The sequence below is a fragment of the Pseudomonas sp. genome (assembly GCF_036404235.1).
GTDB lineage: Bacteria > Pseudomonadota > Gammaproteobacteria > Pseudomonadales > Pseudomonadaceae > Aquipseudomonas.
The window spans coordinates 1-25289 of the sequence record NZ_DASWOT010000171.1 but is presented as its reverse complement, the minus strand read 5'-3'; the positions used below and the strand labels follow the sequence as shown (position 1 = coordinate 25289).

Annotated in this window: 26 protein-coding genes; 6 read left to right on the top strand and 20 right to left on the bottom strand. The window is 58.0% G+C overall.

Translation table 11 applies throughout. The annotated features are described in order from the left end of the window. Window positions 1–233 precede the first annotated feature (233 nt). From VGC62_RS21585 to ubiE, 9 genes are all read right to left on the bottom strand, one after another. A complete protein-coding gene (locus VGC62_RS21585) occupies window positions 234–941 on the bottom strand; it encodes a 16S rRNA (uracil(1498)-N(3))-methyltransferase (protein ID WP_331189110.1) in 708 nt (235 codons plus the stop codon). After that, window positions 938–1732, bottom strand: coding sequence for a twin-arginine translocase subunit TatC (tatC, locus tag VGC62_RS21580; RefSeq protein WP_331189109.1), 795 nt, complete (start codon window positions 1730–1732; stop codon window positions 938–940). The genes VGC62_RS21585 and tatC overlap by 4 nt, the downstream gene beginning before the upstream one ends. After that, complete coding sequence (tatB, locus tag VGC62_RS21575; protein ID WP_331189108.1) at window positions 1729–2235, bottom strand: Sec-independent protein translocase protein TatB; 507 nt, start codon at window positions 2233–2235, stop codon at window positions 1729–1731. The genes tatC and tatB overlap by 4 nt, the downstream gene beginning before the upstream one ends. A 10-nt stretch (window positions 2236–2245) precedes the next feature. After that, a complete protein-coding gene (locus VGC62_RS21570; RefSeq protein ID WP_331189107.1) occupies window positions 2246–2515 on the bottom strand; it encodes a twin-arginine translocase TatA/TatE family subunit in 270 nt (89 codons plus the stop codon). Window positions 2516–2559: 44 nt separating this feature from the next. Continuing rightward, complete coding sequence (locus VGC62_RS21565) at window positions 2560–2892, bottom strand: phosphoribosyl-ATP diphosphatase (protein WP_331189106.1); 333 nt, start codon at window positions 2890–2892, stop codon at window positions 2560–2562. A gap of 2 nt (window positions 2893–2894) precedes the next feature. Next, window positions 2895–3287: a phosphoribosyl-AMP cyclohydrolase gene (gene hisI, locus VGC62_RS21560; RefSeq protein ID WP_331189105.1), complete on the bottom strand. Its 393-nt coding sequence runs from the start codon at window positions 3285–3287 to the stop codon at window positions 2895–2897. A 63-nt stretch (window positions 3288–3350) separates the two neighbouring features. Next, window positions 3351–4970 (bottom strand): ubiquinone biosynthesis regulatory protein kinase UbiB, encoded by a 1620-nt coding sequence (gene ubiB / locus VGC62_RS21555; protein WP_331189104.1) that lies wholly within the window; start codon window positions 4968–4970, stop codon window positions 3351–3353. Continuing rightward, on the bottom strand, window positions 4967–5590 hold the full coding sequence (locus VGC62_RS21550) for a ubiquinone biosynthesis accessory factor UbiJ (protein WP_331189103.1): 624 nt from the start codon (window positions 5588–5590) through the stop codon (window positions 4967–4969). The genes ubiB and VGC62_RS21550 overlap by 4 nt, the downstream gene beginning before the upstream one ends. Next, window positions 5590–6360, bottom strand: coding sequence for a bifunctional demethylmenaquinone methyltransferase/2-methoxy-6-polyprenyl-1,4-benzoquinol methylase UbiE (gene ubiE, locus VGC62_RS21545; RefSeq protein ID WP_331189111.1), 771 nt, complete (start codon window positions 6358–6360; stop codon window positions 5590–5592). Before ubiE ends, VGC62_RS21550 begins: the two co-directional genes overlap by 1 nt. 143 nt (window positions 6361–6503) lie before the next feature. Between ubiE and VGC62_RS21540 the strand changes: the two genes are divergently transcribed. The 3 genes from VGC62_RS21540 to VGC62_RS21530 all read left to right on the top strand — a co-directional run bounded on the left by VGC62_RS21540 (window position 6504) and on the right by VGC62_RS21530 (window position 8222). After that, window positions 6504–6782 carry a polyhydroxyalkanoic acid system family protein gene (locus tag VGC62_RS21540; protein ID WP_331189102.1) on the top strand — a complete coding sequence of 93 codons (279 nt, stop codon included), beginning with the start codon at window positions 6504–6506 and terminating at the stop codon, window positions 6780–6782. Between the two features lie 128 nt (window positions 6783–6910). Beyond that, window positions 6911–7333, top strand: coding sequence for a phasin family protein (locus VGC62_RS21535; RefSeq protein WP_331189101.1), 423 nt, complete (start codon window positions 6911–6913; stop codon window positions 7331–7333). Between the two features lie 10 nt (window positions 7334–7343). Beyond that, entirely contained in the window at window positions 7344–8222 is an 879-nt protein-coding gene (locus VGC62_RS21530; protein ID WP_331189100.1) for a phasin family protein, read from the top strand. Between the two features lie 86 nt (window positions 8223–8308). Here the strand turns inward: VGC62_RS21530 and VGC62_RS21525 are convergent, their stop codons facing one another. The 10 genes from VGC62_RS21525 to VGC62_RS21480 all read right to left on the bottom strand — a co-directional run bounded on the left by VGC62_RS21525 (window position 8309) and on the right by VGC62_RS21480 (window position 21995). Further along, window positions 8309–8923 carry a TetR/AcrR family transcriptional regulator gene (locus tag VGC62_RS21525; protein ID WP_331189099.1) on the bottom strand — a complete coding sequence of 205 codons (615 nt, stop codon included), beginning with the start codon at window positions 8921–8923 and terminating at the stop codon, window positions 8309–8311. A 191-nt stretch (window positions 8924–9114) separates the two neighbouring features. Beyond that, complete coding sequence (gene phaC / locus VGC62_RS21520) at window positions 9115–10797, bottom strand: class II poly(R)-hydroxyalkanoic acid synthase (RefSeq protein WP_331189098.1); 1683 nt, start codon at window positions 10795–10797, stop codon at window positions 9115–9117. 160 nt (window positions 10798–10957) lie between these two features. Next, window positions 10958–11812 carry a poly(3-hydroxyalkanoate) depolymerase gene (gene phaZ, locus VGC62_RS21515; RefSeq protein ID WP_331189097.1) on the bottom strand — a complete coding sequence of 285 codons (855 nt, stop codon included), beginning with the start codon at window positions 11810–11812 and terminating at the stop codon, window positions 10958–10960. Window positions 11813–12033: 221 nt separating this feature from the next. Next, window positions 12034–13713, bottom strand: a complete 1680-nt coding sequence (gene phaC, locus VGC62_RS21510) for a class II poly(R)-hydroxyalkanoic acid synthase (RefSeq protein WP_331189096.1) — start codon at window positions 13711–13713, stop codon at window positions 12034–12036. Between the two features lie 334 nt (window positions 13714–14047). Continuing rightward, window positions 14048–14425: a DUF971 domain-containing protein gene (locus VGC62_RS21505; protein WP_331189095.1), complete on the bottom strand. Its 378-nt coding sequence runs from the start codon at window positions 14423–14425 to the stop codon at window positions 14048–14050. A gap of 120 nt (window positions 14426–14545) precedes the next feature. Next, a complete protein-coding gene (hslU, locus tag VGC62_RS21500; protein WP_331189094.1) occupies window positions 14546–15883 on the bottom strand; it encodes an HslU--HslV peptidase ATPase subunit in 1338 nt (445 codons plus the stop codon). Between the two features lie 69 nt (window positions 15884–15952). Continuing rightward, a complete protein-coding gene (gene hslV / locus VGC62_RS21495; protein WP_331189093.1) occupies window positions 15953–16483 on the bottom strand; it encodes an ATP-dependent protease subunit HslV in 531 nt (176 codons plus the stop codon). Window positions 16484–17019: 536 nt separating this feature from the next. After that, window positions 17020–17709: an SPOR domain-containing protein gene (locus VGC62_RS21490; protein ID WP_331189092.1), complete on the bottom strand. Its 690-nt coding sequence runs from the start codon at window positions 17707–17709 to the stop codon at window positions 17020–17022. A 1-nt stretch (window position 17710) separates the two neighbouring features. Then, a complete protein-coding gene (gene argS, locus VGC62_RS21485) occupies window positions 17711–19450 on the bottom strand; it encodes an arginine--tRNA ligase (protein WP_331189091.1) in 1740 nt (579 codons plus the stop codon). 325 nt (window positions 19451–19775) lie between these two features. Then, window positions 19776–21995, bottom strand: coding sequence for a primosomal protein N' (locus VGC62_RS21480; RefSeq protein WP_331189090.1), 2220 nt, complete (start codon window positions 21993–21995; stop codon window positions 19776–19778). 168 nt (window positions 21996–22163) lie between these two features. Here VGC62_RS21480 and rpmE point away from each other — a divergent pair, with 168 nt between their 5' ends. The 3 genes from rpmE to VGC62_RS21465 all read left to right on the top strand — a co-directional run bounded on the left by rpmE (window position 22164) and on the right by VGC62_RS21465 (window position 24670). Beyond that, window positions 22164–22394 carry a 50S ribosomal protein L31 gene (gene rpmE / locus VGC62_RS21475; RefSeq protein ID WP_255881157.1) on the top strand — a complete coding sequence of 77 codons (231 nt, stop codon included), beginning with the start codon at window positions 22164–22166 and terminating at the stop codon, window positions 22392–22394. A 23-nt stretch (window positions 22395–22417) separates the two neighbouring features. Further along, window positions 22418–23221 (top strand): thermonuclease family protein, encoded by an 804-nt coding sequence (locus tag VGC62_RS21470; protein WP_331189089.1) that lies wholly within the window; start codon window positions 22418–22420, stop codon window positions 23219–23221. A 180-nt stretch (window positions 23222–23401) separates the two neighbouring features. Then, entirely contained in the window at window positions 23402–24670 is a 1269-nt protein-coding gene (locus VGC62_RS21465; RefSeq protein WP_331189088.1) for a malic enzyme-like NAD(P)-binding protein, read from the top strand. 465 nt (window positions 24671–25135) lie between these two features. On the opposite strand, the gene VGC62_RS27805 is transcribed toward VGC62_RS21465, so the two are convergent. Next, on the bottom strand, window positions 25136–25289 hold a 154-nt coding region (locus tag VGC62_RS27805; protein ID WP_414705831.1), incomplete at its 5' end, for a hypothetical protein.

Here is a 25289-nt window from a genome sequence, read left to right as displayed (position 1 = left end):
ATCGATCAGTGACGTCACTCCAGACCAGCCAGTGATGGTGATGAGTAAAGTCAGCAGCAGAACCAGGCCAAAGCCAAAACCCAGCTTCAAACCGACACTTACGTTTCCGAGCCGTTGGGCAAACCAGCGAGTCATGGTGATTCCTTGAGCGTTGTATTGTCGACGCCTGTTCATCGGCTGTCTGTCAACAAACTGAAGCAATTATTCGACAAAAAGGGAGGATGTTTCCGTCTTCAGAAAAGGCGTGCGAGCAGGGCGGTGACGGCAGTTTCGACGCGCAGGATGCGCTCGCCGAGCTGCACAGGTTGCAGGCCTGATTTGCGTAACAACTCTATTTCATAGGGTATCCAGCCACCTTCGGGGCCGATGGCCAGGGTGACGGACTCATCAACTGCACGAGGGCATGCCGGGAAGTCGCCGGGATGGCCGACCAGGCCAAGGGTTCCCTCGACCAGCGCGGGCAGTCGGTCTTCGACGAATGGTTTGAAGCGTTTTTCGATGACGATCTCGGGCAGCACGCTGTCGCGGGCTTGCTCCAGACCAAGGATCAATTGCTCGCGAATTGCTTCAAGTTCAAGGAACGGCGTTTGCCAGAAGCTCTTCTCGACGCGGTAGCTGTTGAGCAGGATGACTTTGGGGACGCCCATGGTGGCGACGGTCTGAAATACCCGGCGCAGCATTTTGGGGCGTGGCAGTGCCAGCACAAGCGTCAGCGGCAGCTTGGTAGGCGGTTGTTTGTCGAAGCTTACTGACAACTCGGCTTCGTGGGGCTCCAGGCGCAACAGTTCTGCGCTGCCCAGCAAGCCGCCCATGCGCCCGACGCGCAGGCTGTCGCCGACCACCGACCGATGCACTTGCTGCATGTGCGTGAGGCGGCGGTCACGCAGAATGACCCGATCCGCCGCGATGAAGTCGGCTTCTTCTAGTAACAGCAGATTCACGGCTGCGCTGCTGGCGGTTGATCCGGCTTATCTTCGACGGTCTCTTCGTCTACATGGTCGCTACGTTTGGTGATCATGGAGCTGCACAGCACACCAATTTCGAACAACAACCACATCGGCACGGCCAACAGGGTCTGCGAGAAAATGTCCGGCGGAGTGAGGATCATGCCGACGATGAAGCAGCCAATCACCACATAAGGACGAATTTTCTTCAGGTATTTGACGTCGACGATGCCAATCCATACCAACAGCACCACTGCTACCGGGATCTCGAACGCCACGCCGAAGGCGAAGAACAGCGTCATGACGAAGTCCAGATAACTGGCGATGTCAGTCATCATCGACACGCCTTCGGGCGTCACGCTGGCAAAGAAGTGGAAAATCAGCGGGAAGACCAGGTAATACGCGAAGGCCATGCCGGCATAGAACAACACGATGCTGGAAACCAGCAGCGGCACGGCGATGCGCTTTTCATGCTTGTACAGACCGGGTGCGATAAAGCCCCAGATCTGGTGCAGGATTACCGGCATCGACAGGAACAGCGCGACCATCATGGTCAATTTGAACGGCGTGATGAATGGCGAGGCCACGTCGGTGGCGATCATCGTCGCGCCTTCGGGCAGGAATACCCGCAGCGGAGCCGAGACAAAGGTGTAGATCTTCTGCGTGAAGTAGAACAGACAGGCGAAGATCACAAAGATCGCCAGCACGCAACGCAGCAGGCGCGAGCGCAGTTCGGTGAGGTGCGAGACCAGCGGCATTTGCTGGTCGTTTTCCGGGATATCGCTCATGGGGCTCGCGGTGGCAAAGACGAATCGTTGGCGGAAGGCGCGGACTGCACTGGCGCTGTGTGGTTGGCCGGAGCCGGTTCGGAAACGGGCGCAACGTGGGCAGGTTCTGCACTGACGGATGCGCTTTGAGCGGGCGCTGCCGGGCCGATATCGGCGCTCGGCGTGGGCTGAATCGGCGTGGGTGTCGCGGCGGTTATCGGTAGCGGCGTTTCTATCGCAGACGGCACGACCGTGGCCGCAGGCTCAGCAGTCGTTTGCTGCGGCGAAAGAATCTTGCGCGCTTCCTGCTCCAGCGAAAGGATGTGTTCGTTATGCAACTGGCGACGAATCTCGTCGGCACCGATTTCGCGTTCAACTTCCTGTTTGATCGCATTGAAACTGCGTTTCAGGCGCCCGACCCAAAGCCCTGCCGTGCGTGCGGCACCCGGTAGACGTTCGGGGCCCAGCACCAGCAAGGCCACGAGCCCGACCAGCAGCAGTTCAGAGAAGCTGATACCAAACATGCGTCACGACCTAGTCTTTGCGGATGGGCTCTTCGACTTTCTGCGCTTGCGCGTCGATGGTGTGCGGCTGATTCAGCGGCGACGACTGAGTCGTGTGCGGCTGTGGTTGTGGCTGCACCGGGGGTTGTTCCGGGGTTTTATCTTCATCGTTCATGGCTTTGCGAAAGCCCTTGATCGATTCGCCCACATCGGTGCCAAGACCTTTGAGCTTTTTGGTACCGAATACCAGCACGACCACGATCAGAATGACGATCCAGTGTTTCCAGTCAAAAATACCCATGACGCGTTCCTCGTAAGAAATTCATAGCCCGCAGGCGTGAGTGTTCATTCAGCCGAACGGGCGGCCTTTTCGACGTGACCGGACAGCCCGAAGCGGCGGTCCAGTTCATCGAGTACGGCCTGTGGATGTTGCCCCAATGAGGCAAGCATCACCAGGCTATGGAACCACAGGTCAGCGGTTTCGTAGATCACATCGCTGCAATCGCCGCTGATGGCAGCGTCCTTGGCGGCAATGATGGTTTCGATCGACTCTTCGCCGACCTTTTCCAGAATCTTATTCAGACCCTTGTGATAGAGGCTAGCGACATAGGAGCTGTCGGCAGCCGCGCCTTTGCGTGCTTCAAGCACTTCAGCGAGGCGAGACAAGGTATCAGTCATGTTCAGTGTCCTGCCTGATAAATGGCGTCGGGGTCTTTGAGGACCGGGTCCACGGTTTTCCAGCCAACGTTATCGTATACGCGGTAGAAGCAGCTTTCACGACCCGTGTGGCAGGCGATGCCGCCGATTTGTTCGACCATCAGAATAATGACATCGGCATCGCAGTCCAGGCGCAACTCATGCAGCTTTTGCACGTGGCCTGATTCTTCGCCTTTGCGCCAAAGTTTGCTACGTGAGCGCGACCAATAGATGGCGCGATTTTCAGCGGCAGTCAGGCTCAAGGCTTCGCGATTCATCCACGCCATCATCAAGACGCGCCCGGTTTTGTAGTCCTGGGCAATCGCCGGGACCAAACCATCGCTGTTCCAGTGAATCTCGTCCAGCCAGTCTTTCATCGTCGGCTCCGGCCGTCTGTGGATGGTGTAGGGGGCTAGTGTGCCAGCGGCCTGCGTCGATGGCTATCGGCGAACGATCAGATACAGGCCTGCTATTAGCATGATCGCGGTCGGAGCGGCATTCAATGCGAGCCATTGGGCACCCGATTGCAGATGGATTGACGCCATCACCGCGCCACCCGCCAGCAGCGCCGCGCCGATCAGTCGCAGTGCCCAGTGATCGCTACGCTCGCGCCACGCTGGCGGCGGATCGTTGCGATGAGGTTGCGACATGCGCTCCAGCAAGTCACGGGTCATGCCCGCCAGGTGCGGAATCTGTTCCACTTGCGATTGCAGGTTGCCAAGCAGGGTCTTGGGGCTGACCCGCTCACGCATCCAGCGTTCCAGGAACGGTTGCGCGGTGCTCCACAAATCCAGATCCGGATACAACTGACGGCCCAGTCCTTCGATGTTAAGCAGGGTTTTTTGCAGCAGCACCAGTTGCGGCTGGACCTCCATGTTGAAGCGGCGCGCGGTCTGGAATAAACGCATCAGCACCTGACCGAAGGAGATATCCTTGAGCGGTTTTTCGAATATGGGCTCGCAAACAGTACGAATCGCCGCCTCGAATTCGTTGAGTTTGGTGTGCGCCGGGACCCAGCCCGAGTCAATGTGCAGTTGGGCGACGCGTCGGTAATCGCGTTTGAAGAAGGCGAACAGGTTGCGTGCCAGGTAATCCTGATCTTCCGGGGTCAGGCTGCCGACGATACCGCAGTCGATGGCGATGTACTGCGGGCTCCACGGCTTCACGGTGCTGACGAAAATGTTGCCGGGGTGCATGTCTGCGTGGAAGAAACTGTCTCGAAAAACCTGGGTGAAAAACAATTCGACGCCACGTTCGGCGAGCATTTTCATGTTGGTGCGCTGGTCAGCAAGGGTCGCCAGATCAGTCACCTGAACGCCGTAGATGCGCTCCATCACCAGCACTTTGGGCCTGCACCAGTCCCAATAGACTTGTGGCACGTACAGCATCTGCGAACCTTCGAAGTTACGGCGCAATTGGCTTGAGTTGGCCGCTTCGCGTAACAGGTCGAGTTCGTCGTAGATAGTTTTTTCGTAATCGCTGACTACGTCTACCGGGTGCAGCAGGCGGGCGTCGGCGGATAAACGTTCGGCGATGCGCGCGAGAATGAATAGCCACGCCAGGTCCGAGCCGATGATCGGCTTGAGGCCCGGACGCACTACTTTCACCACGACTTCTTCGCCGGTTCTTAGTTTTGCGGCGTGTACCTGTGCCACCGAGGCCGAGGCCAGCGGCTCGACATCGAAACGACTGAACACCTGGCTGATCTTGGCGCCCAGTTGCGACTCGATCAGGTCGATAGCCTTTTGCGATTCGAACGGTGGTACGCGGTCTTGCAACTTCATCAGCTCGTCGGCGATGTCTTCGGGCAGCAGGTCGCGACGTGTCGACAGCAATTGGCCGAACTTGATGAAGATCGGCCCCAGATCCTGCAACGCCAGACGCAAGCGCGCGCCACGGGTCAGTTCACTTTTGCGTCGCGGCAGCCAGCGCCATGGCAGCACAAAACGCACCGCCAGCAGCCACCACGGCAACGGCAGGGCAAACAGCAGGTCATCGAGGCGGTAGCGGATTACGACGCGCTGGATGCGAAACAGACGGCGGATGGCAAGCAGGCTCATGCGTTATCGCTGGATTTGAGGGATTGGGCGAGACGTTCGAAGCGGGCTTCGAGGCGCTCGAGATCTTGTTTGGCTTGGTCGAGCTCGGCGAAACGTGCTTGGGCTTCACGTGTACCGACCAGCGTGCGTGATTCCTCGCTCAGGTAATCGGCGAGGTTATGACTCAGGCTGGCAAGGCTGTCGCGGGTCCAGTTCGCGCCGCTGCGCAGACGGCCGCCGAGCAGCGAGCTGGCGACTGGGCCAAGCCAGCGCGACAGTTCGTATTCCCAGTCCAGGTCCAGGTCTTGCAGCACGCCGGTCAGTTCCAGCAACACCGCGCTTTCGCCCTCCAGCTCGACTTCCGGACTGTGCAGCACGGCAGTTTTGTCCTTGCTCAGGGCCAGGCGCATCAGGCTTGCAGCGGGTGCGCGAAGGGTGCAGTCGGCGCCAGCCTCCCAATGGGACGCCAGCATCAATCCTTCATCGCTGGGCAGGATGAACAGGTGAAACGCCGGGCTGGTGCATTGGACCGCAATCACCTTGCCGGACAACCGATCAAGGCGCGGCAACGCCGTGCTGTCCATGCGCAGCACGCGGTTGATGCCGTGTTCGGCACTGGCGAGCAAGCCGTTGATCAGCATCAGGGCTTGATGCCGCGGTGCAAGGCGACGATGCCCGAGGTCATGTTGTGGTAGGTCACGCGGTCGAAACCTGCGTCTACCATCATCGCTTTCAGGGTTTCCTGATCCGGGTGCATACGGATCGATTCGGCCAGATAGCGATAGCTCTCGGAGTCATTGGTGATCAACTTGCCAGCCAGCGGCATGAAGGCAAAGGAGTACGCGTCGTAGATCTTCGACATGATCGGATTGGTCGGTTTGGAGAATTCCAGCACCAACAGCCGACCGCCTGGCTTGAGTACGCGCAGCATCGAGCGAATGGCGTCGTCTTTGTGGGTGACGTTGCGCAGGCCGAAGGCGATGGTTACGCAGTCGAAATAGTTGTCCGGGAACGGCAGCTTTTCAGCGTCGGCCTGGACGAAGCTCATGTTGCCCGCCACACCACGATCCAGCAGGCGGTCGCGACCGACTCTGAGCATGGATTCATTGATGTCGGCGAGCACCACTTCGCCGGTCGGACCCACAAGGTGTGAGAATTTTTTGGCCAGATCGCCTGTGCCGCCAGCGATGTCGAGCACGCGATTGCCGGTTCGTACGCCGGACAGCTCGATGGTGAAGCGCTTCCAAAGGCGGTGCATACCACCGGAAAGCACGTCGTTCATCAGGTCGTACTTGGCCGCAACTGAATGGAAAACTTCGGCGACTTTCTCGGCCTTCTGGCTTTCTGGCACGTTTTTGTAGCCGAAGTGGGTGGTGGGTTCGGCATCGCTGCCTTTGCGCGGATCGTTCATATCGCTGTCACCGGAATAAAGTGCGGCCATTCTAATCGCCGGGGCTGGCTTTGTCTTGACAAGGCTCACCCTGAACAGTTTCTTCGCTGTGCCCCGCTGTTATAGTGCCCCGACGATTTACCCCTGGATGAAGGAGTCTTTGAATGGCCCGAATCACCGTTGAACGCGCTCATGCTCTGGGCAAGGAAAAGGCCCGCGAAAAGGCTGAACTCATGCTGCAAAAGCTGTCGGACAAATATGGCATCGCCCATGAATGGACCGGCGACACGGTTGCGCTGGAAGGCAAGGGCGCCAAAGGCACAGTCGATGTTGAAGAAGATCTTGTGCGGGTAAGTATCGAACTGAATTTCTTTCTGTCTGCCATGAGCGGCTCGATCCAATCTGAAATCGAAAAGCAGTTGGATAAAGTGCTGACCGTGTAACGCCAACAGATCAAGCGTCATCTCACCCAACCTAGGGTGAGTTTTCTAATATTTCTCTCTACGTTGTACCCATGCCCCAACAACTATCGGGGCGGTCCCTCCAACCCTGTTTGAGCGTGAGGTGCACCATGGTCACAGTTACTCTGAAGAAAATAGAAGCCGAAGAAGCGAAGACTTTTTCGGAAGTCCGTCTCTATGCGCGCAAGATCTGGCTCGCAGGGCTGGGTGCCTACGTTAGGGTCGGCCAGGAAGGCGCTGAGTACGTCAAAGAGTTGATCAAGACGGGCGAGCAGACCGAAAAAAAAGCCAAAAAAGTCATTGATGAACAAGTTGAAGCGGCTAACAGCGAGATCGATTCTGTCAAAGACGAAGTCACCAAAGTGAAGGGCCGTGTCGAAGTTCAACTCGATAAAATCGAGAGCGCATTCGACCGCCGTGTGGCCAGAGCCTTGAATCGCATTGGTATACCGTCTAAACATGATGTTGAGACACTCTCTGCTAAGCTCGATGAACTGACGGCATTGCTTGAACGCGTCGCGCGTAAACAATAAGGAGAACGGGATGGCTGGCAAAAAGAAAACCGAAAAAGAAAGCAGCTCCTGGATTGGCGAGGTTGAGAAATACTCACGCCAAATCTGGTTGGCTGGTTTAGGCGCTTACTCGAAGATCAGCAATGACGGCAGTAAGCTTTTCGAAACGTTGGTGAAAGACGGTGAGAAAGCCGAGAAACAAACCAAGACTACAGTTGAAAAACAGGTCGACACGGCCAAGGCCAGCACTAAATCCCGCGTCGGCGACGTGAAAGATCTGGCGCTGGGTAAATGGAGCGAATTGGAGGGTGCTTTCGACAAGCGCCTGAACAGCGCGATCTCTCGCCTGGGCGTTCCAAGCCGCAACGAAGTCAAGGCGCTGCACAGCAAAGTCGATCTGCTGACCAAGCAAATCGAGAAGCTGACCGGTACTTCGGTGACGCCGATTTCCAAACCTGCTGCTGCCAAACCTGCGATTAAACCGACGGCAAAAACCACGGCCAAACCATTGGTGAAAGCTGTGGCTAAACCTGTCGCCAAGGCTGCCAGCACTGTTGCGAGCAAAACTGCTGCGGCCAAACCTGGCGTTGCAAAAGCAGCCGCAAAACCTGTGGCGGCAGCCTCCAAGGCCGCGGCGTCTACGGCGGCGAAAGCCAAGTCGGTAGCGGCTAAACCTGCAGCTAAACCTGCTACCAAGCCGGCAACAGCGGCAAAACCTGTGGCAAAACCAGCCGCTAAACCTGCAGCCAAGCCCGCCGCCGCGAAAAAGCCCGCAGCCGCTAAGCCAGTTGCAACTGCCAAACCCACCGCAACTACCCCGGCTCCAACTGCGGCGTCATCTACCCCCGCACCCAGCAATTCGGCAACCACGCCTTCCACCACTGCGTCGACTCCCGTCAGTCAGTCCTGATCACGGCCTGTGAGGCAACAAAGCCCGACGTGTGAAAACAGGTCGGGCTTTTTATTCAAGTCTTTTTAGGGCGTGCGCTGCTTGATTCACTCCTCCAGATAGTGCAGCGCCAGCGTCTGCGCCGCATGCCTTGAGTCCGGCGCGAGGTGTGGTGCTACCAGCATCATGATTTGGTACACCACCACCCGAACCTCGCCCTCTTGGCCGAGGATGTGCTGGTAATCGAGGGAAAACAGCAGTGTCATGCTGATCTGCTCCACCAGTTGTCCCAGCGCCTGGGTATCACTTATCACCTGTCCCTCTGCCTTTAATCTGGCCAGCAGCGAGGCGAGGGTGCGTTTGATCGCGTTAAGCAGGTTGCGAATGCCGCGGGCGAGTTTGGGCAGGCGTCCGGCGAGATTAGATAGATCCTGAAACACAAAGCGATAGTGCGCCAGGCGCTCGACGATCAGATGCAGGAACAGCCAGTAATCCTCGGCGTCTAGCCGTGCGTCGGGGGGCGGGTCGAGCAAGGGTGCAAGCTCTGCCTGGAAGCGCTCGAACAGCTCCAGCACCAGCGGCTCCTTACCGCGAAAGTGGTAATAGAGATTGCCTGGGCTGATGTCCAGTTCATTAGCGATTTCCAGGGTTGAAACGTTGGGTTCGCCCTGCTGATTGAACAGTCGTAGGGCGCGCTCCAGAATGCGGTCGCGGGTTTTCATCCAGTCTTCTTGTTCAGGTTTTAATGTTTTTTAAAGGTGTTTTTTTAAAGGGGTCTGATTTATTTAAGTCAGAAGACAAAGTCGGCGTGCCTGTGAAAATTAAATAAATCAGACCCCTTTAAAAGCCAAATAAATCAGACCCCTTTAAAAGCCATAAATCAGACCCCTTTAAAAGAAAATTGTAGGAGCCCTCACCGCACCCGCACATACGTCCCCGGTGCGTCTTCCATCGGCGGGTAATTCTGGTTGCCCAGTGTCGCCAGGGTCTCTTTTTGTGCACCGGAGCGTTGTTGAATCCAGTTCAACCACGTCGGCCACCAACTGCCTTCCGAGCGTTTTGCGTCGTAGTACCACGCACGTGGATCGCTGCTCAGTTTGCCGTTCTCGACGAAGCTCGCTTTCGGGTTTCCTGGCGGGCACAGAATGCTTTGCACATGACCGCTGTTGGACAGCAAAAAGCGACGGTCGCCGCCCAGCAGCAGGGTTGAGCGGTACACCACATCCCACGGGGTGATGTGATCGTTCTGACCTCCAACGCTGAAACTGTCCACTGTGACCTTCTGCAAATCCACTGGCGTACCGCAAACCTCCAGACCGCCCGGATGCTTCAGCGGGTTGTGCTTGAAAAAGTCCAGCAGATCGCCGTGAAACGCCGCGGGCAGGCGCGTGCTGTCGTTGTTCCAGTACAGAATGTCGAACGGCGGCGGCGCCTTGCCCAGCAAGTAATTGTTGACCCAGTACGTCCAGATAAGGTCGTTGGGCCGCATCCAGGCGAATATCTTCGCCATGTCGCGACCGTCCAGCACGCCGCGTTGATAAGAGCGGCGTTTCGCTGCTTCAAGGGTTTGCTCGTCAATGAACAGCGTTGCCGGGCTCTCGATTTCGCTGTCCATCAGGCTCACCAGATACGTCGCGCTGGATACCCGACGCATCTGCCGTTTGGCCTGTAAATGGCCCTGTAGCGCAGCGATGGTCAGACCGCCAGCGCAGGCACCCACCAGATTGACTTCGCGTGCCCCGGTGATCGCGCGGCAGACATTCATTGCCTTTTCAGCAGCCTCGACATAGCTGGAAAGGCCCCACTCTCGATGGCGTATATCCGGGTTTCGCCAACTGATGATGAAGGTCTGCAGACCGTTTTTCAGCGCGTACTGGACGAAGCTGTTAGTGGGGCTCAAGTCAAAGATGTAGAACTTGTTGATCTGTGGGGGGACGATCAGCATCGGTCGGGCGTACTGCTTTTCGCTCATCGGTTTGTATTGGATCAACTCCATCAGCTCATTGCGAAACACTACCGAGCCAGGCGTAACCGCGACCGTCTTGCCGACTTCGAAGGCGTCCTTGGTGACTTGGCTTGGCAACCCGTTATTGTGCAGCAGGTCATCGAACAGATGACTCAGGCCCTTGATCAGGCTGGCGCCGCCAGAGTTGAACAGCTCCTTGACGGCCAACGGGTTGAGCAGCGTGTTAGTCGGCGCCAGTGCATCGTTGAGCAGCGCAAAAATGAAATGTGCGCGAGCACGGTCATCCCTGGACATCTGGCTACCGTCGATCCATTGGCGCATCTGATGCTGCCAACTGAGATAGGCCTGCAAGCCCCTGCGATACAGCGGATTAAAGGTCCAGGTGGGGTCGGAGAATCGGCTGTCGTGGGCGTTGGGTGTGTAGGGTGTATCGCCGAGCATCACGCGGCCGAGCTGGCTGCTGAGGGTCAACGCATGGCGCGCCGTGTAGATCGGATGTTTCAGACCCTGTATGGCGACGTTACGCAGGGTGGAAAACAAGTCCCTGCCACGCAGGCCAGTGACCACGCTTTGCGCATTGATGTAGGTCGCGGGCGTTGGCTCAGCATTCTTCGCTGATTTGTCTTGCATGGTTCAACACTCCTTCGTCAGCCATTAACAAATACACCTGCGTCGGCCACTGTGAGTGCTGGTCCGCGCCGTTCTGCGCCATGACATCCGGTCTATGGCACCGTCAGTGAAGCAACTGCTTTTATTGTTTAGCGCCAACTCCTCGGGGTTCCAACTTTGGCTATCGCACGCTCGGCGCAGGTTGTGGATGCATGACGGCGCGTTGCCGCTCTTGCTGGAGAAATTTCATGATGATGGGGGCGACCGCCTCGGCTCGGGTAATCAGAAATAAATGACCGTCGTCGATTATGTGTAGCTGGGCATTGGGTATCCGCCAAGCCAGCAGACGCATATTGATCAGCGGGATCAAAGGGTCGTCGTCCCCGGCGAGTACCAGCGTCGGCTGATGAATCTTGTGCAGCCAGTGAATGCTGGTCCAGCCCATGCCCGCGAACAACTGCCAGTAGTAACCCAGTTTTCCGGACGAGCGGACCTTGGCGGCGTGGTTAGCGGCCAAGTGCGGATCGCGTCGAAACGCGCCGCCATAGATTTCCGGGGCGATACGGATCACGTGGGACGGTTGAATATAGCGTCGCGGGCTCGCCATCAACCACAGCACGCGCGGTTTGCCCGGCACCATCACCGCGCCGGCCGCCGTGGCTGCCAGTACCAGTTTTTTGCAGCGCTCGGGATAGTCGTAGGCAAACTGCTGTGCCAGCGCGCCCCCCCAGGAAACCCCGACCACGTTGACCTGACCATAGTCCAGATAATCGAGCATGCGCGCCGCCAGTTTCGCCAGACCAGGGAAGCGGTAAGGGCGACTGGGCGTCGACGAGCCACCGACACCGGGGACGTCGAAAGCAATGACCTCAAGGTCTGGGTCCAGTGCGTCGACGAACGGAAACACCAACTCCAGGTTGGCGCCAATACCGTTGAAAATCAGCAGAGGCGTTTGATGACCCTTGCCCGGCCGCACGGCAGTGCGAATGTTGTGACCGTCCAGGTCGATGGTGCGAAATACAAACGGTTGCGGCATGCGCGAAGCCCTGTGGGTTAAAACGCCGGTGGTGCTGCCCTACGCGGTGCCGATCCTGAAAACTCAACTGAGCGTGGCTTGTCCCGCTATCTGCCACGAAGCGGCAGCAAAACCACCGAATTCGGTGTGTCAGACACATCACGTTTCAGCATTTACGACCGGCCCCGGTCGATCGCGGGACAAGCCACGCTCCTACGCCCTGCGGGCAGAATCAGAAGCGTCTACCTTTCATGCACATACGTCCCCGGTGACGCTTCGCCTGCTGGGTAGGCCTTGTTGCCCAGTGTGGTAGGCGCTTTTTTCAGCTTGCCCGAGCGTTCGGCCTGCCACGCCTGCCAATACAGCCACCAGGAGTCGGTGTGTTTGGTCGCCTCTTCCTGCCACTTGGCCGAACTTTCTGGCAGTTGCGAGTTGGTCATGTACCGCGACTTCGGATTGCCCGGCGGATTCAAAATGCTCTGAATGTGGCCGCTGCTGGACAATACGAACTCGGTCTTGCCGCCAAACAGCCGCGCCGACTTGTAACAAGAGCCCCAAGGCGTGATGTGGTCGTTGGTGCCTGCCAGGCAAAAGACATCGCTTTTGACCTGCTTTAAGTCAATGGGTGTGCCGCTGACTTCCAGTGCATTGGGCCGAATCAGGGGATTGTTCTTGAACATCTCGATCAGGTCACCATGAAACGCAGCCGGTAGACGAGTGGTGTCGTTGTTCCAGAACAGAATGTCGAAGACTGGCGGTTCGTTGCCCAGTAGGTAATTGTTGACCCAGTAATTCCAGATCAAGTCATTCGGGCGCATCCAGGCGAATATTTTCGCCATGTCTTTACCTTCCAGCACCCCAGCCTGGTACGAGTGACGCTTGGCTGATTCCAGGGTTTGTTCATCGACGAACAGCGCCACTTCGCTGTCCAGGGTGGTATCGAGCACGCTTACCAACAGCGTCAATGCGTGTACTTTCTGTTCACCGAGCGCCGCGTAATGGCCCAGCAGCGCGGTGCAGGTGATGCCCCCGGAGCAGGCGCCGAGCATGTTGATGTCCTTGCTTGCGGTGATGGCGCAAACCGCGTCGACTGCTTCTTTCACTGCATCAATGTAGGTCGATAGGCCCCACTCACGCTGTGCCTTGGTCGGGTTTCGCCAACTGATGATGAAGGTTTGCACGTTATTGCGCAGGCAGAAGCGCGCCAGGCTTTTATCCTGGCTGAGGTCGAACACATAAAATTTGTTGATCTGCGGTGGCACCACCAACAGTGGCCGTTCATGGACTTGTTCGGTGATCGGTTTGTATTGGATCAGCTCCAGCACGTCGTTGCGAAACACCACCGAGCCTTCCGTCGTGCCGAGACTCTTGCCGACCTCGAAGGCGTCCATGTTGACTTGGCTGGGCATCCCGCCGTTGTTCACCAGGTCTTTGGCTAAATGCGACAGGCCATCGAGAATGCTCTTGCCACCGGTTTCGAAGAAGCGCTTCACGGCCGCAGGGTTTGCCGCACCATTGGTGGGCGACATCGCTTCGGTCATTAGATTGATCACGAAATGACCACGGCTGATGTCTTGGGGGGAGAGGTTGCTGTCATCAATCCAGCTGTGCAGTTCCTTGCGCCAGGCCAGATAGGTCTGCAAGTAGCGACGGTAAAGCGGGTTCTGGCTCCATGCCGGGTCAGCGAAACGACGGTCGTCGCCTGCTGGCTGAAGAGTGGATTTGCCGAGCAGCACGTTTTTCAGTTCGAGACCGAAGTGGGCAATGTGCTTGACGCTGTGGATGGGTTGTTTGATGGCCTGGGACAAAACCATACGGGCCGTGGTGAGTAAATCTTTACGACGCAAGCCGACAACGGGATTCAACCCCAGCGTGTGTTCTGAGGCCTGACGCTGCAGGTCCTCGTTATTTTTGTTATTCATCTACGACGCTCCATTGTCCTGAGATGCGTACCGGCATTCCTGTGAATCAGCGACACAGGCACACGCCAGTACTGCTTCGCGGGTGACCGATGATTAACACATTTGAGCAGATGCTCGAACGATCGCAATGGCCTGCACTTCAGGCTCTCAGCGGCGGCGAGCACCGCAAACTTGCGCATAAACTCCGATGCACAAAGTTGCGAGAATCATTGGTTACGCGAGATTGCAAAAAATCGCAAGCAGGGCCAGTCATTGGCCGCTGCGCGGATCATTGAAACAGAAGGGATTAGAAAGTGCGTCCTAATAAGCCCAGTGGCGGACTAGAGCGGCGCGCCTACAACATCAGCTTGATGACTTGTTCGGAAGGGTCACGGCTTTTGCCGGCGGCTTTTAATTGGGCAAGGTAATCGTCCCACAACGCCTCCTGGCGTTGTGCCAGTTGGTAAAGGTACTCCCAGGTGAACAATCCGCTGTCGTGCCCGTCGTCGAAGGTCAGTTTCAGTGCGTACTGACCGGCCGGTTCAACCTTGGTCAGGCCAACCCCCAGCTTGCCAAATTGCAGGATCGGGTTACCGTGGCCCTGCACTTCTGCCGACGGCGAATGCACACGTAGAAACTCAGCCGGCAGGTGATACTCCTCGCCTGGAGCATATTTCAGCGTGAGGGTTTTGGACGCTTTGTGCAGCTCGATGGCGGAGGGTATTCGGGACATGGAGAAGTCTCAAGCGGCAGGCCGGACTGTAAGAGTGGGTTTATCCGCGAGGCGTCAGTTCAGACAACGTCATGCTGGTTGTCTGCCCTGGTCCTTCGCGGATAAATCCACGCCTACAACTTAAAGGATGTATCTGGAAAGATCTTCGTTGTCCGCCAACTCGCCCAGATGGCTATTGACGTACTCGGCGTCGATCCTGATCGTCTCGGCATCTTGGGCACTGGCCAAATCGCCAGCACTGAACGACACCTCTTCAAGCAGGCGTTCAAGCAACGTGTGCAAACGACGGGCACCGATGTTCTCGGTCTTCTCGTTCACCTGCCAGGCAATCTCGGCCAGACGCTTGATGCCATCAGGCAGAAACTCGATGTTCAGGCCTTCGGTCTTGAGCAGCTCACGGTATTGCTCGGTCAGCGACGCGTGCGGCTCGCTGAGAATGCGTTCGAAGTCTTGCGGCGTCAGCGCTTTGAGCTCGACGCGGATCGGCAGACGGCCTTGCAGTTCAGGCACCAGATCGCTCGGCTTGCTCAGGTGGAACGCGCCGGAGGCAATGAACAGGATGTGGTCGGTCTTGACCATGCCCAGTTTGGTATTGACGGTGCAGCCCTCGATCAGGGGCAGCAGGTCGCGCTGCACGCCTTCACGCGACACATCGGCGCCACCGACATTGCCGCGCTTGGCGACTTTATCGATCTCATCGATGAACACGATGCCGTGCTGCTCGACAGCTTCCAGTGCTTTGCCTTTGAGGTCTTCGTCGTTGACCAGAAGACTGGCTTCTTCATCGCGCACCATCTTCAGGGCATCTTTGACTTTCAGCTTGCGGCTCTTCTTTTTGCCCTTGCCCATGTTGGCGAACAGGCTTTGCAACTGATTGGTCATCTCTTCCATGCCCGGCGGCGCGGAAATATCAACGCCCACGGCTTCGGAGACTTCGATGTCGATTTCCTTGTCGTCCAATTGACCTTCGCGCAGGCGCTTGCGGAACAGCTGGCGGGTATTGGAGTCGCTGCTCGATGAGGCATCTTCGTTGAAGCCGACACGGGCTGGCGGCAATAGCGCGTCGAGGATGCGATCTTCGGCGGCGTCTTCGGCACGATGACGGACTTTGACTATTTCCTGCTCGCGCAGCAGCTTCATGGCCGCGTCGGCGAGGTCTCGAATGATCGACTCGACGTCACGGCCAACATAGCCGACCTCGGTGAATTTGGTCGCTTCAACCTTGATGAACGGCGCGTTGGCGAGTTTGGCCAGACGACGGGCAATTTCGGTTTTACCGACACCGGTCGGGCCGATCATCAGAATATTTTTTGGCGTGACTTCAACGCGCAGCTCTTCAGGCAGTTGCATCCGGCGCCAGCGGTTACGCAACGCAATGGCGACGGCGCGTTTGGCATCGTCCTGGCCGATGATATGGCGATTGAGTTCGTGGACGATTTCGCGGGGAGTCATGGACATGGTTTTCAACGGTCCTCTAGCGCAAACAGGCTTGGCAGGCTGCGTATGTACGCGGCCAGTGCCGAGGGCTTATTCGGCGAGGTCCTGCTCCTCAATGGTGATGTTGTGGTTGGTGAACACGCAGATATCGCCTGCGATGTGCAACGCGGTTTCCGCGATCTCGCGGGCCGACAGATCAGTCTTCAGAATCAAGGCACGCGCGGCCGCTTGAGCGAAAGGCCCGCCGGAGCCCATGGCAATCAGGCCATCTTCGGGTTCAACCACATCGCCGTTACCGGTGATGATCAAGGATGCGTCTTTGTTGGCTACGGCCAACATGGCTTCGAGGCGGCTGAGGGAGCGGTCGGTACGCCATTCTTTAGCGAGTTCGACGGCTGCGCGAATGAGGTGGCCCTGGTGTTTTTCAAGCTGGCCTTCGAAACGCTCGAACAGCGTGAAGGCGTCGGCAGTTGCACCGGCGAATCCGGCGATGACTTCGCCGTGGTACAGGCGACGAACTTTCTTCGCGTTGCCTTTCATGACGGTGTTGCCCAGGGAAACCTGGCCGTCACCCGCCATGACGACTTTGCCGTGACGGCGCACTGAAACGATGGTGGTCAAGAGGAGAGTCTCCACGCTGCGGGGCGAAAATGCCCTGATGCAAACTCATATGGGGGTGTGAGCGGGTATTTCAACTGTTGGGTGGTTTGGAGGATGAGTGGTGGTGGGGCCGTCGGCCCATTAATCAGAGACACGACGCAACACGTGTAGACACTCTCTTCCCGGTCAAGCTCGGTTGACCGGCTGTAGGAGCGAACTGGTTCGCGAGGCGGTGTTTCAGGCGCGCCGTGTGGGTCGCCTCGCCAACCAGCTGGCTCCAGTGCGCTCTGACCCAGCCCCCATGTGGGAGCCGGGCTTGTCCCGCGACCGGCGGGGAACCCGTCGTAAACCTGCGAACACGGTGTGACAGGTAGACCGCGCACATCGGGTTTACTGCCGCTGCGCGCCAGATCGCGGGACAAGCCGCGCGCCTACAGCTGATCACCCGCCACATTGAAGACATGTGAAGCATTTGATACGGCCACGCTGTTCGGCAAAAAACACCAGCTCAAAGCTTGACCAGGAGCAGAGTATCTACATCCGTGGGGGCAGGTGAGTCAGCGATTCTGCCGCTGTTGCAACAACAGGTTGTTGAACCCGCCACCGGCCAGTTGCTTCTGCGCGGTGGTCAGTTGTTCGCGGTTGCTGAACGGACCGACCAGCACGCGGTACCAGGTTTCATCCTTCACGGTGCCCGATTCAACCGAGGCCGTTTGCCCCAGCAGAATAATCTGCGCCCGGACCTTGTCGGCGTCCGCCTGTTTACGGAACGAACCTGCCTGCAGGAAGAACTGCGTCACCGGCGCAGGCTTGGCTACCGGGGGCGGCGGTGGCGGCGTCAAGCCGCTAAGCGCTGCCTGGGCGCGGGCGGTGTCGATCTTCGCAGCTTGTTCTGGCGATACCGGGGTCGGCGGCGCGACAACTGGAGGCGGCGTCTTTTCAGGCACCGCTTCGTTAGGCACGATGACTTCGGATTCAGGCAGCAGCGTATAGAAGTCGTACTTGGGCTTGACCGGGGCTGTGGGGCTCGGTGGCGTCTTGTTCGCTTCGGCAATCTTCGCGGCTTTGGCATCGGCTTTTACGCGCTTGATGTCGTCACCGCCGGGCTCAAGTTTCATCAGGAAAACAATGAAGGCACCGACGGTGAGGCCGATTGCCATCCACAACCAGCCCGGAATCGGCTTCTTTGCGGGTGCCTGATAACGGCTGGCGCCGCGCTTGGGAGCAGGTTTCTTTTTGACTGCCAACTTACATACGCTCCAGAGTTTCCAGGCCCAAGAGTTCCAGGCCTTGCTTGAGGGTGCGGCCGGTCAGGGCAGCGAGGCGTAGACGACTCTGTTGTTGCTCGGGATTTTCGGCGCCGAGAATCGGGCAATTCTCGTAAAAGCTCGAGAACAGAACGGCTAGATCGTAGACGTAAGCGCACAGCACATGCGGGGTGCCTTTCTCGGCGACGTTGTTCAGGACTTCACCGAACTGCGCCAGGCGCGCGGCCAATTCTTGTTCCTGCGGTGTGTCGAGAATGATATGACCTTTGCTTTCGTCAAATGACGCACCCAGTTTGCGAAACACACCGGCGACGCGGGTGTAGGCATACAGCAGGTAAGGCGCGGTGTTGCCTTCGAAGCTCAGCATTTGATCGAAGTTGAAGCTGTAGTCGCTGGCGCGGTGCTTGGACAGGTCGGCGTATTTCACCGCACTGATGCCCACCACCTTGGCGATGTTGCGCAGTTCAGCTTCGGCGACTTCCGGGTTTTTCTCTTTTACCAGCGTGTAGGCACGCTCCTGAGCCTCGTCGAGCAGGTCGACCAGTTTGACGGTGCCGCCATCGCGAGTCTTGAACGGACGGCCGTCGGCGCCGTTCATGGTGCCAAAGCCCATATGTTCCATGCGCATGCCGTTGGTGACAAAACCGGCACGACGCGCGACTTCGAACACCTGTTGGAAGTGCAGGGCCTGACGCTGATCGACGAAGTACAGCGCGCGATCGGCTTTCAGCACATTGCTGCGATAGCGGATGGCCGCCAGATCGGTGGTCGCGTACAGGTAGCCGCCGTCCGCCTTTTGGATGATCACAGGCAAGGGTGTGCCTTCTGCTGTCTTGAACTCCTCAAGAAACACACACTGGGCACCGTTGCTTTCAACCAAAAGCCCGGCGGCTTTCAAATCTGCGACTACTGTGGGTAGATCATCGTTGTAGGCGCTTTCGCCCCGGATGTCTTTGGGCTCCAGATTTACGTTTAGGCGCTTGTAGACCTTTTCGCAGTGAAGCAGTGAAACGGTTCTGAACGCACTCCAAATGCTCAGGCAGTTGTGATCGCCTGCTTGAAGGTCAACCACCAACTGTCGTGCGCGATTAGCGAAGTCGGGCTCTTCATCAAAGCGTTTTTTTGATGCACGGTAAAAATCTTCAAGATCCGAAAGGCTTCTTTCAGCTCTGGGTTGATCAACCATATTCGCCATCAGCATGCCGAATTGAGTGCCCCAATCGCCCACATGGTTCTGCCGAATCACGGTGTCGCCCAGGTATTCCAGAACATTGGCCACGCTGTCGCCGATGATGGTCGAGCGCAGGTGGCCGACGTGCATTTCTTTGGCCAGGTTGGGCGCGGACAAGTCGACGACTACCCGTTGCACCGGCGTGGCCTTGCGTACCGAAAGTCTTTTGCCGTCGGCCAGGGCTGCATCCAAACGCGACGCCAGGGCCTGGGTGTTCTGAAAAAAGTTGAGAAAACCGGGGCCGGCGATTTCGACCTTGCTGATCTGGTCATCGGCGGGCAGGGCTGCGATGAGTTTCTCTGCCAGGTCACGCGGTTTCATCCCGGCAGGCTTGGCCAGCATCATGGCGATATTGCTGGCGAAGTCGCCGTTTTTCTTGTCCCGGGCGTTTTCCACCTGAATCGCTGGCGTCAGCCCTTCTGGCAAGACGCCATCGATGACGAGTTGGCTCAGGGCTTGTTGGATCAGCTGGCGAATGGTGTCTTTCATGATGCTCTCTTCGACCGCAAGCGCGGCAGCGCCTGGATGCGCGGGTGGAAAAACTGGGCATTATCCGTTGCCGAAGCCACCTTGCCAACCGCGATGGATGCACGGTTATGAATTGTCATTTTTGCAGCGCAATCCCTGTAGGAGCCAACTTGTTGGCGAGGGAGTTTACGCGGAGTATCAGGTACGCCGTTTCGCGAACAAGTTCGCTCCTACAAGTGATCAATCACTACGTTGAAGGCATACGCCGATGGCACGCTGAGACGGATGAGCAGCAGCGGGCAATTGTGGTCGAGGCCGCAGGGCGCAGATCAGATTGTGCATCGCTTTAATACAAATCCACCGGATCAACGTCCAGTGACCATCTCACTTGTCGGCCACTGGGCATGTTTTCCAAGGTCAGTAGCCACGTCGACAGCAATTTATGCAGCGGTGCGCGGGCGTTGGCCTGGACCAACAGTTGCGCGCGATAACGCCCGGCGCGACGCTCCATCGGAGCTGGCACCGGGCCCAATAGTTCAATGCCGCCCAGCTTCATATCGATCAGTAGTTGCTCGGCTTGCGCGCAGGCTTGATCAAGAAACCCTTCTGCCTGCCCCGGTTTGTGCGCTTCGGCACGCAACAGGGCCAGATGCGAAAACGGCGGTAGCCCAGCGGCACGCCGCTCGCTCAGTGCTTGCTCGGCGAAGGCGAAATAGCCCTGCTCGGTCAACTGAATCAGCAAGGGGTGTTCTGCCAGGTGCGTCTGGATGATCACCTTGCCTGGCTCTTCGGCGCGCCCGGCGCGGCCGGCTACCTGGACGATCAATTGTGCCATCCGCTCGCTGGCGCGGAAGTCGCCAGAGAACAGCCCGCCGTCGGCATCAAGGATCGACACCAGCGTTACGCGAGGGAAGTGATGCCCTTTGGCGAGCATTTGCGTGCCCACCAGGATGCAGGGATTGCCCTTCTGGATGGTCGCGAACAATTGATTCATCGCGTCTTTGCGCGAGGTGCTGTCGCGGTCGACGCGCAGCACCGGATAGTCGGGAAACAAAATCGCCAGCCGTTCTTCGGCACGCTCCGTCCCTGCTCCCACTGGGCGCAGGTCGACCTTGCCGCACGACGGACAATTGCGCGGCACGCGTTCGACATGGCCGCAGTGGTGGCAGCGCAACTCGCCGGAACGTTGATGCACGGTCATGCGCGCATCGCAGCGGGTGCATTCCGAGAGCCAGCCACAGTCATGACACAACAACGTCGGCGCAAAGCCGCGGCGGTTAAGAAATACCAATACCTGCTGGCCCGCCGCCAGGGTTTGTCCGATGGCTTGCTGCATCGGCCCGGAAATTCCGCTGTCCAGCGGGCGGCTTTTTACATCCAGACGCAGGAAGCGCGGTTGTTGCGCACCGCCCGCTCGTTGATTCAGGCGCAAGAGCGCGTACCGGCCGGTGTAGGCGTTATGCAGGCTTTCCAGCGAAGGTGTCGCCGATCCGAGGACGATGGGGATGTCTTCCTGCCGCGCACGCACCACCGCCAGATCGCGCGCGTGGTAACGCAAACCTTCCTGCTGTTTATAGGAGCCGTCGTGCTCTTCGTCGATGATGATCAGGCCGGGGTTTTTCATCGGCGTGAACAGCGCAGAACGGGTGCCGATGATGATGTCTGCCTCGCCATCGCGTGCCGCCAGCCAGGCGTCGAGTCGGTCACGATCATTGACCGCCGAATGCACCAGAGCGATGCGCGCATTGAAGCGTTGCTCGAACCGCGCCAGGGTCTGCGGCCCCAGGTTGATCTCAGGGATCAGCACCAGCGCTTGCTTGCCTGCTTCCAAGGTTTCGCGGATGAGTTGCAGATAGACCTCGGTCTTGCCGCTGCCTGTAACACCAGCCAGCAGCGACGCATGAAAGCTGCCAAATCCGGCGCGGACCGCTTGATAAGCCGCGCGTTGCTCCGTGTTCAGTGGCAGTTCCGGTTGCGCCAGCCAGCGTTCATGCCGCTCGACCGGTTTGTGGCAGCGCACCTCGACCTGTACCAGTTCTTTGGCCAGCAACAGGTTCAAGCTCTCGCGATTGAGCATCAGTTTGCTCAGCAACTGATGCGCGACGCCATGCGGATGCTGGGCCAGGGTGGTCAGCGCTTCTTTTTGTCTGGGCGCGCGGGCGATACGCGGGTCGTCGAGGCTGGCGTTTGGGGCCAGTTGCCAGAATCGCTCCTGGCGTGATTCAGCCGGTTCGCCCTGTCGCAACAGAGACGGAAGCGCCCAGCTCAGGGTGTCGCCCAGGCTGTGCTGGTAATACTGCGAGGTCCACAGGCACAACTTGAACAATGCCGCAGGCAGTGGCGCTTCGCTGTCGAGCAGCGCAATGGCGGGCCTGAGTTTGTCGGCCGGGACTTCGCTGTGGTCGGTGACTTCAATCAGGATGCCGATCATTTCCCGGCGTCCGAACGGCACTCGCACGCGCATGCCAGGCTGCAATTCGCTGCCCAGGACACCTGCGGGTGCGCGGTAGTCGAACAGGCGGCGCAAGGGCGAGGGCAGGGCGAGGCGCAGAATGGCGTCGGGCACGCGTGGGGTTTCCTGTTACGGAGTATGACGAAGAGCGCGATCTTAGCAGACGGCCGGTTTCAACGTCGGCTTGCGTGGTTTGCAATGTCTGGTACTATGCGCGGCCTAATTCCGTGCGGTATTCAACAATAGTGTTGGGTGGCGGCACGCTAGCCTGAGGAAGTATCCATGAAAGCTGATATCCATCCAGTTTACGAAGCCATTGACGCAACCTGCAGCTGCGGCAATGTCATCAAAACCCGTTCCACCCTGGCCAAGCCTCTGAGCCTGGACGTGTGCAACGAGTGCCACCCGTTCTACACCGGCAAGCAAAAGACTCTGGACGTCGGCGGTCGTGTCGACAAGTTCAAGTCGCGTTTCGGTGCGTTCGGCGCAACCAAAGCTCCTGCTGCAGAGTAAGGTTGGTGGTTCTGGAGTTCCCAATGGGTTTCTCCAGGCTGCTTAAAAAGGCGTCCCTCGTGGGCGCCTTTTTTGTGTCCGCGATTTGGCTGTCCGTCGCCCATGCGTTGTGCCCGGCGCCGGCGTCTTTGCCGACGGCGCAGGTGCAGCGTGTGGTAGATGGCGATACGGTACGCCTGCGCGATGGGCGAAGTGTGCGCATGATTGGTATTAACGCACCGGAAACCGGCAAGAAAGGCCAGACCGCTCAGCCGTTTGCCGAGGCTGCCAAGCGCCGCCTGCAAACGTTGGTGGACGAAAGCGACGGGCAAGTCCGTCTGCGGGTCGGTGAACAGGCCACCGATCATTACGGTCGGACCCTTGCGAACGTTTATGGCCGCGACGGTGCGAATCTGGAAGCCCAGTTACTGGCTGAAGGTTTGGGATATCTGGTTGCGATTTCGCCGAACGTCGCACTGATCGATTGCCAGCAGGCCGCCGAGCGCACCGCCCGACAGGCCGGTCTTGGGCTCTGGCGCAACTCCCCTTTGCAACCTGTCGATCAGATCAACAGTGGCGGTTTTGCCTTGGTTTCCGGTCGCGTCAGTAATGTGCAGCGCAATAACGGCGGTATCTGGATTGAGTTTCAGGATGCCCTGGTACTGCGTATCGCGCCGCAGCTTGTCGGTCTGTTCGACAGCGCCATGCTTGAGCGTCTCAAGGGGCAGCAAGTCGAGGCACGCGGCTGGGTGGTGGATCGTTCGCGGCGCGGCGGGCTCAAGCCGGGACAGCCGCGCTGGATGATGTCGATCACTCATCCCGTCATGTTGAATGCAACCGTGCGCTAATGTCGCAGGCACTCTTTACAGCGGGTCACAACACTGTAGCTCTTGTGTTTCGCGGCTCTACGCTGAAAGTCGTATATCCAGCCCCTTGACATTGCTGACTACTCAGTCTTGTTAGGTCTTTCTGACTTGCGTATGCTCCTCGGTCCGTCTATCCAACAGCAAAAAAAGCGGAATGCCCCCATGTCAGATTTGAAAACTGCCGCTCTCGAATATCACGCCAGCCCTCGTCCGGGGAAACTGAGCGTAGAACTCACCAAAGCCACCGCGACCGCTCGCGATTTGTCGTTGGCCTACAGTCCAGGCGTTGCTGAGCCGGTCCGCGAGATTGCTCGCGACCCTGAGCTGGCCTACAAATATACCGGCAAGGGAAATCTGGTTGCCGTTATCTCCGATGGCACCGCGATTTTGGGCTTGGGTAACCTGGGTCCGTTGGCTTCCAAGCCTGTGATGGAAGGTAAAGGCGTGTTGTTCAAGCGCTTCGCCGGTATCGATGTGTTTGACATTGAAGTCGATTCGGAAAGCCCACAGGCCTTTATCGATACCGTCAAACGTATCTCGATCACTTTCGGCGGCATCAACCTGGAAGATATCAAGGCGCCTGAGTGCTTTGAGATCGAAAAAGCGCTGATCGAACAGTGCGACATCCCGGTGTTCCACGATGACCAGCACGGTACCGCGATTGTCACCGCAGCCGGCATGATCAACGCGCTGGAAATCGCTGGCAAAACCCTGGCATCGGCGAAGATCGTCTGCTTGGGCGCCGGCGCTGCGGCCATCTCCTGCATGAAGTTGCTGGTGAGCATGGGCGCGAAGATCGAAAACATCTTCATGGTCGACCGCAACGGTGTGGTTCATGCTGATCGTACCGACCTGAACCAGTACAAGGCGCAGTTCGCTCATTCGACTGAAAAACGCACTCTGGCTGACGCTCTCAGCGGCGCTGATGTGTTTGTCGGTCTGTCGGGTCCGAACCTGTTGAGTGCTGAAGGCCTGAAGTCCATGGCTGCCAATCCGATTGTATTTGCCTGTTCGAACCCTGATCCGGAAATCGCCCCGGAACTGGCTCACGCCACCCGTGACGATGTGATCATGGCGACCGGTCGTTCGGACTACCCGAACCAGGTCAACAACGTGCTGGGATTCCCGTTCATCTTCCGTGGCGCCTTGGACGTTCGCGCCAAGCGTATCAACGAAGAGATGAAAATCGCCGCAGCCAACGCCTTGCGTGAACTGGCCAAGCAGCCGGTGCCTCAGGAAGTGTGCGACGCCTACGGTGGCATCAAATTGGAATTCGGCCGTGAGTACATCATTCCGAAACCAATGGATAGCCGCCTGCTGGGCCTGATTTCCGATGCCGTCGCCAAGGCCGCCATCGAGACGGGTGTTGCGACCCTGCCCTATCCGAAGCACTACCCGCTCAACAGCGTGGATGAAGTGTTTAACGGCTGATAGTGGATCAACAAAAAACCCTGCAGCGATGCAGGGTTTTTTTGTGGGTGTCTGTAGGAGCGAACCGCTGTTTCAGACACGCCACGTTGGTCGCCTCGCCAACAAGTTGGCTCCTACAGCCTCGCAGTCTCAGCCACAATTGCTTGTCGCTGCTCATCCTTTAAGGCGCGCCATTGGCGTATGTCTTCAATGTGGTTGTTGATTAACTGTAGGAGCGAACTTGTTCGCGAAGCGTCCTGCACCGCATCTCTCGCCAACAAGTTGGCTCCTACAGCCTCGCAGCCTCAGCCACAATTGCTTGTCGCTGCTCATCCTTTAAGGCGCGCCATTGACGTATGTCTTCAATGTGGTTGTTGATTGACTGTAGGAGCGAACTTGTTCGCGAAGCGTCCTGTTGCACCGTATCTCTCGCCAACAAGTTGGCTCCTACAGAGGGTCTGCGTGGATTGCAGACCCTCTGCTGAATCAGAAGAGATCGATCGGCGCAGCTTCATCCGCGGGCAGCGGGCTACCCGGGGCAGGCGCGCCGCCCATTTCGTTCACGCTAGGCGGTGTGTCTTCGCTTTTGAATAGTTCGAAGAACGCGTTCGGTGTGCTTGGCGTGGCCGCGCGACCGCTG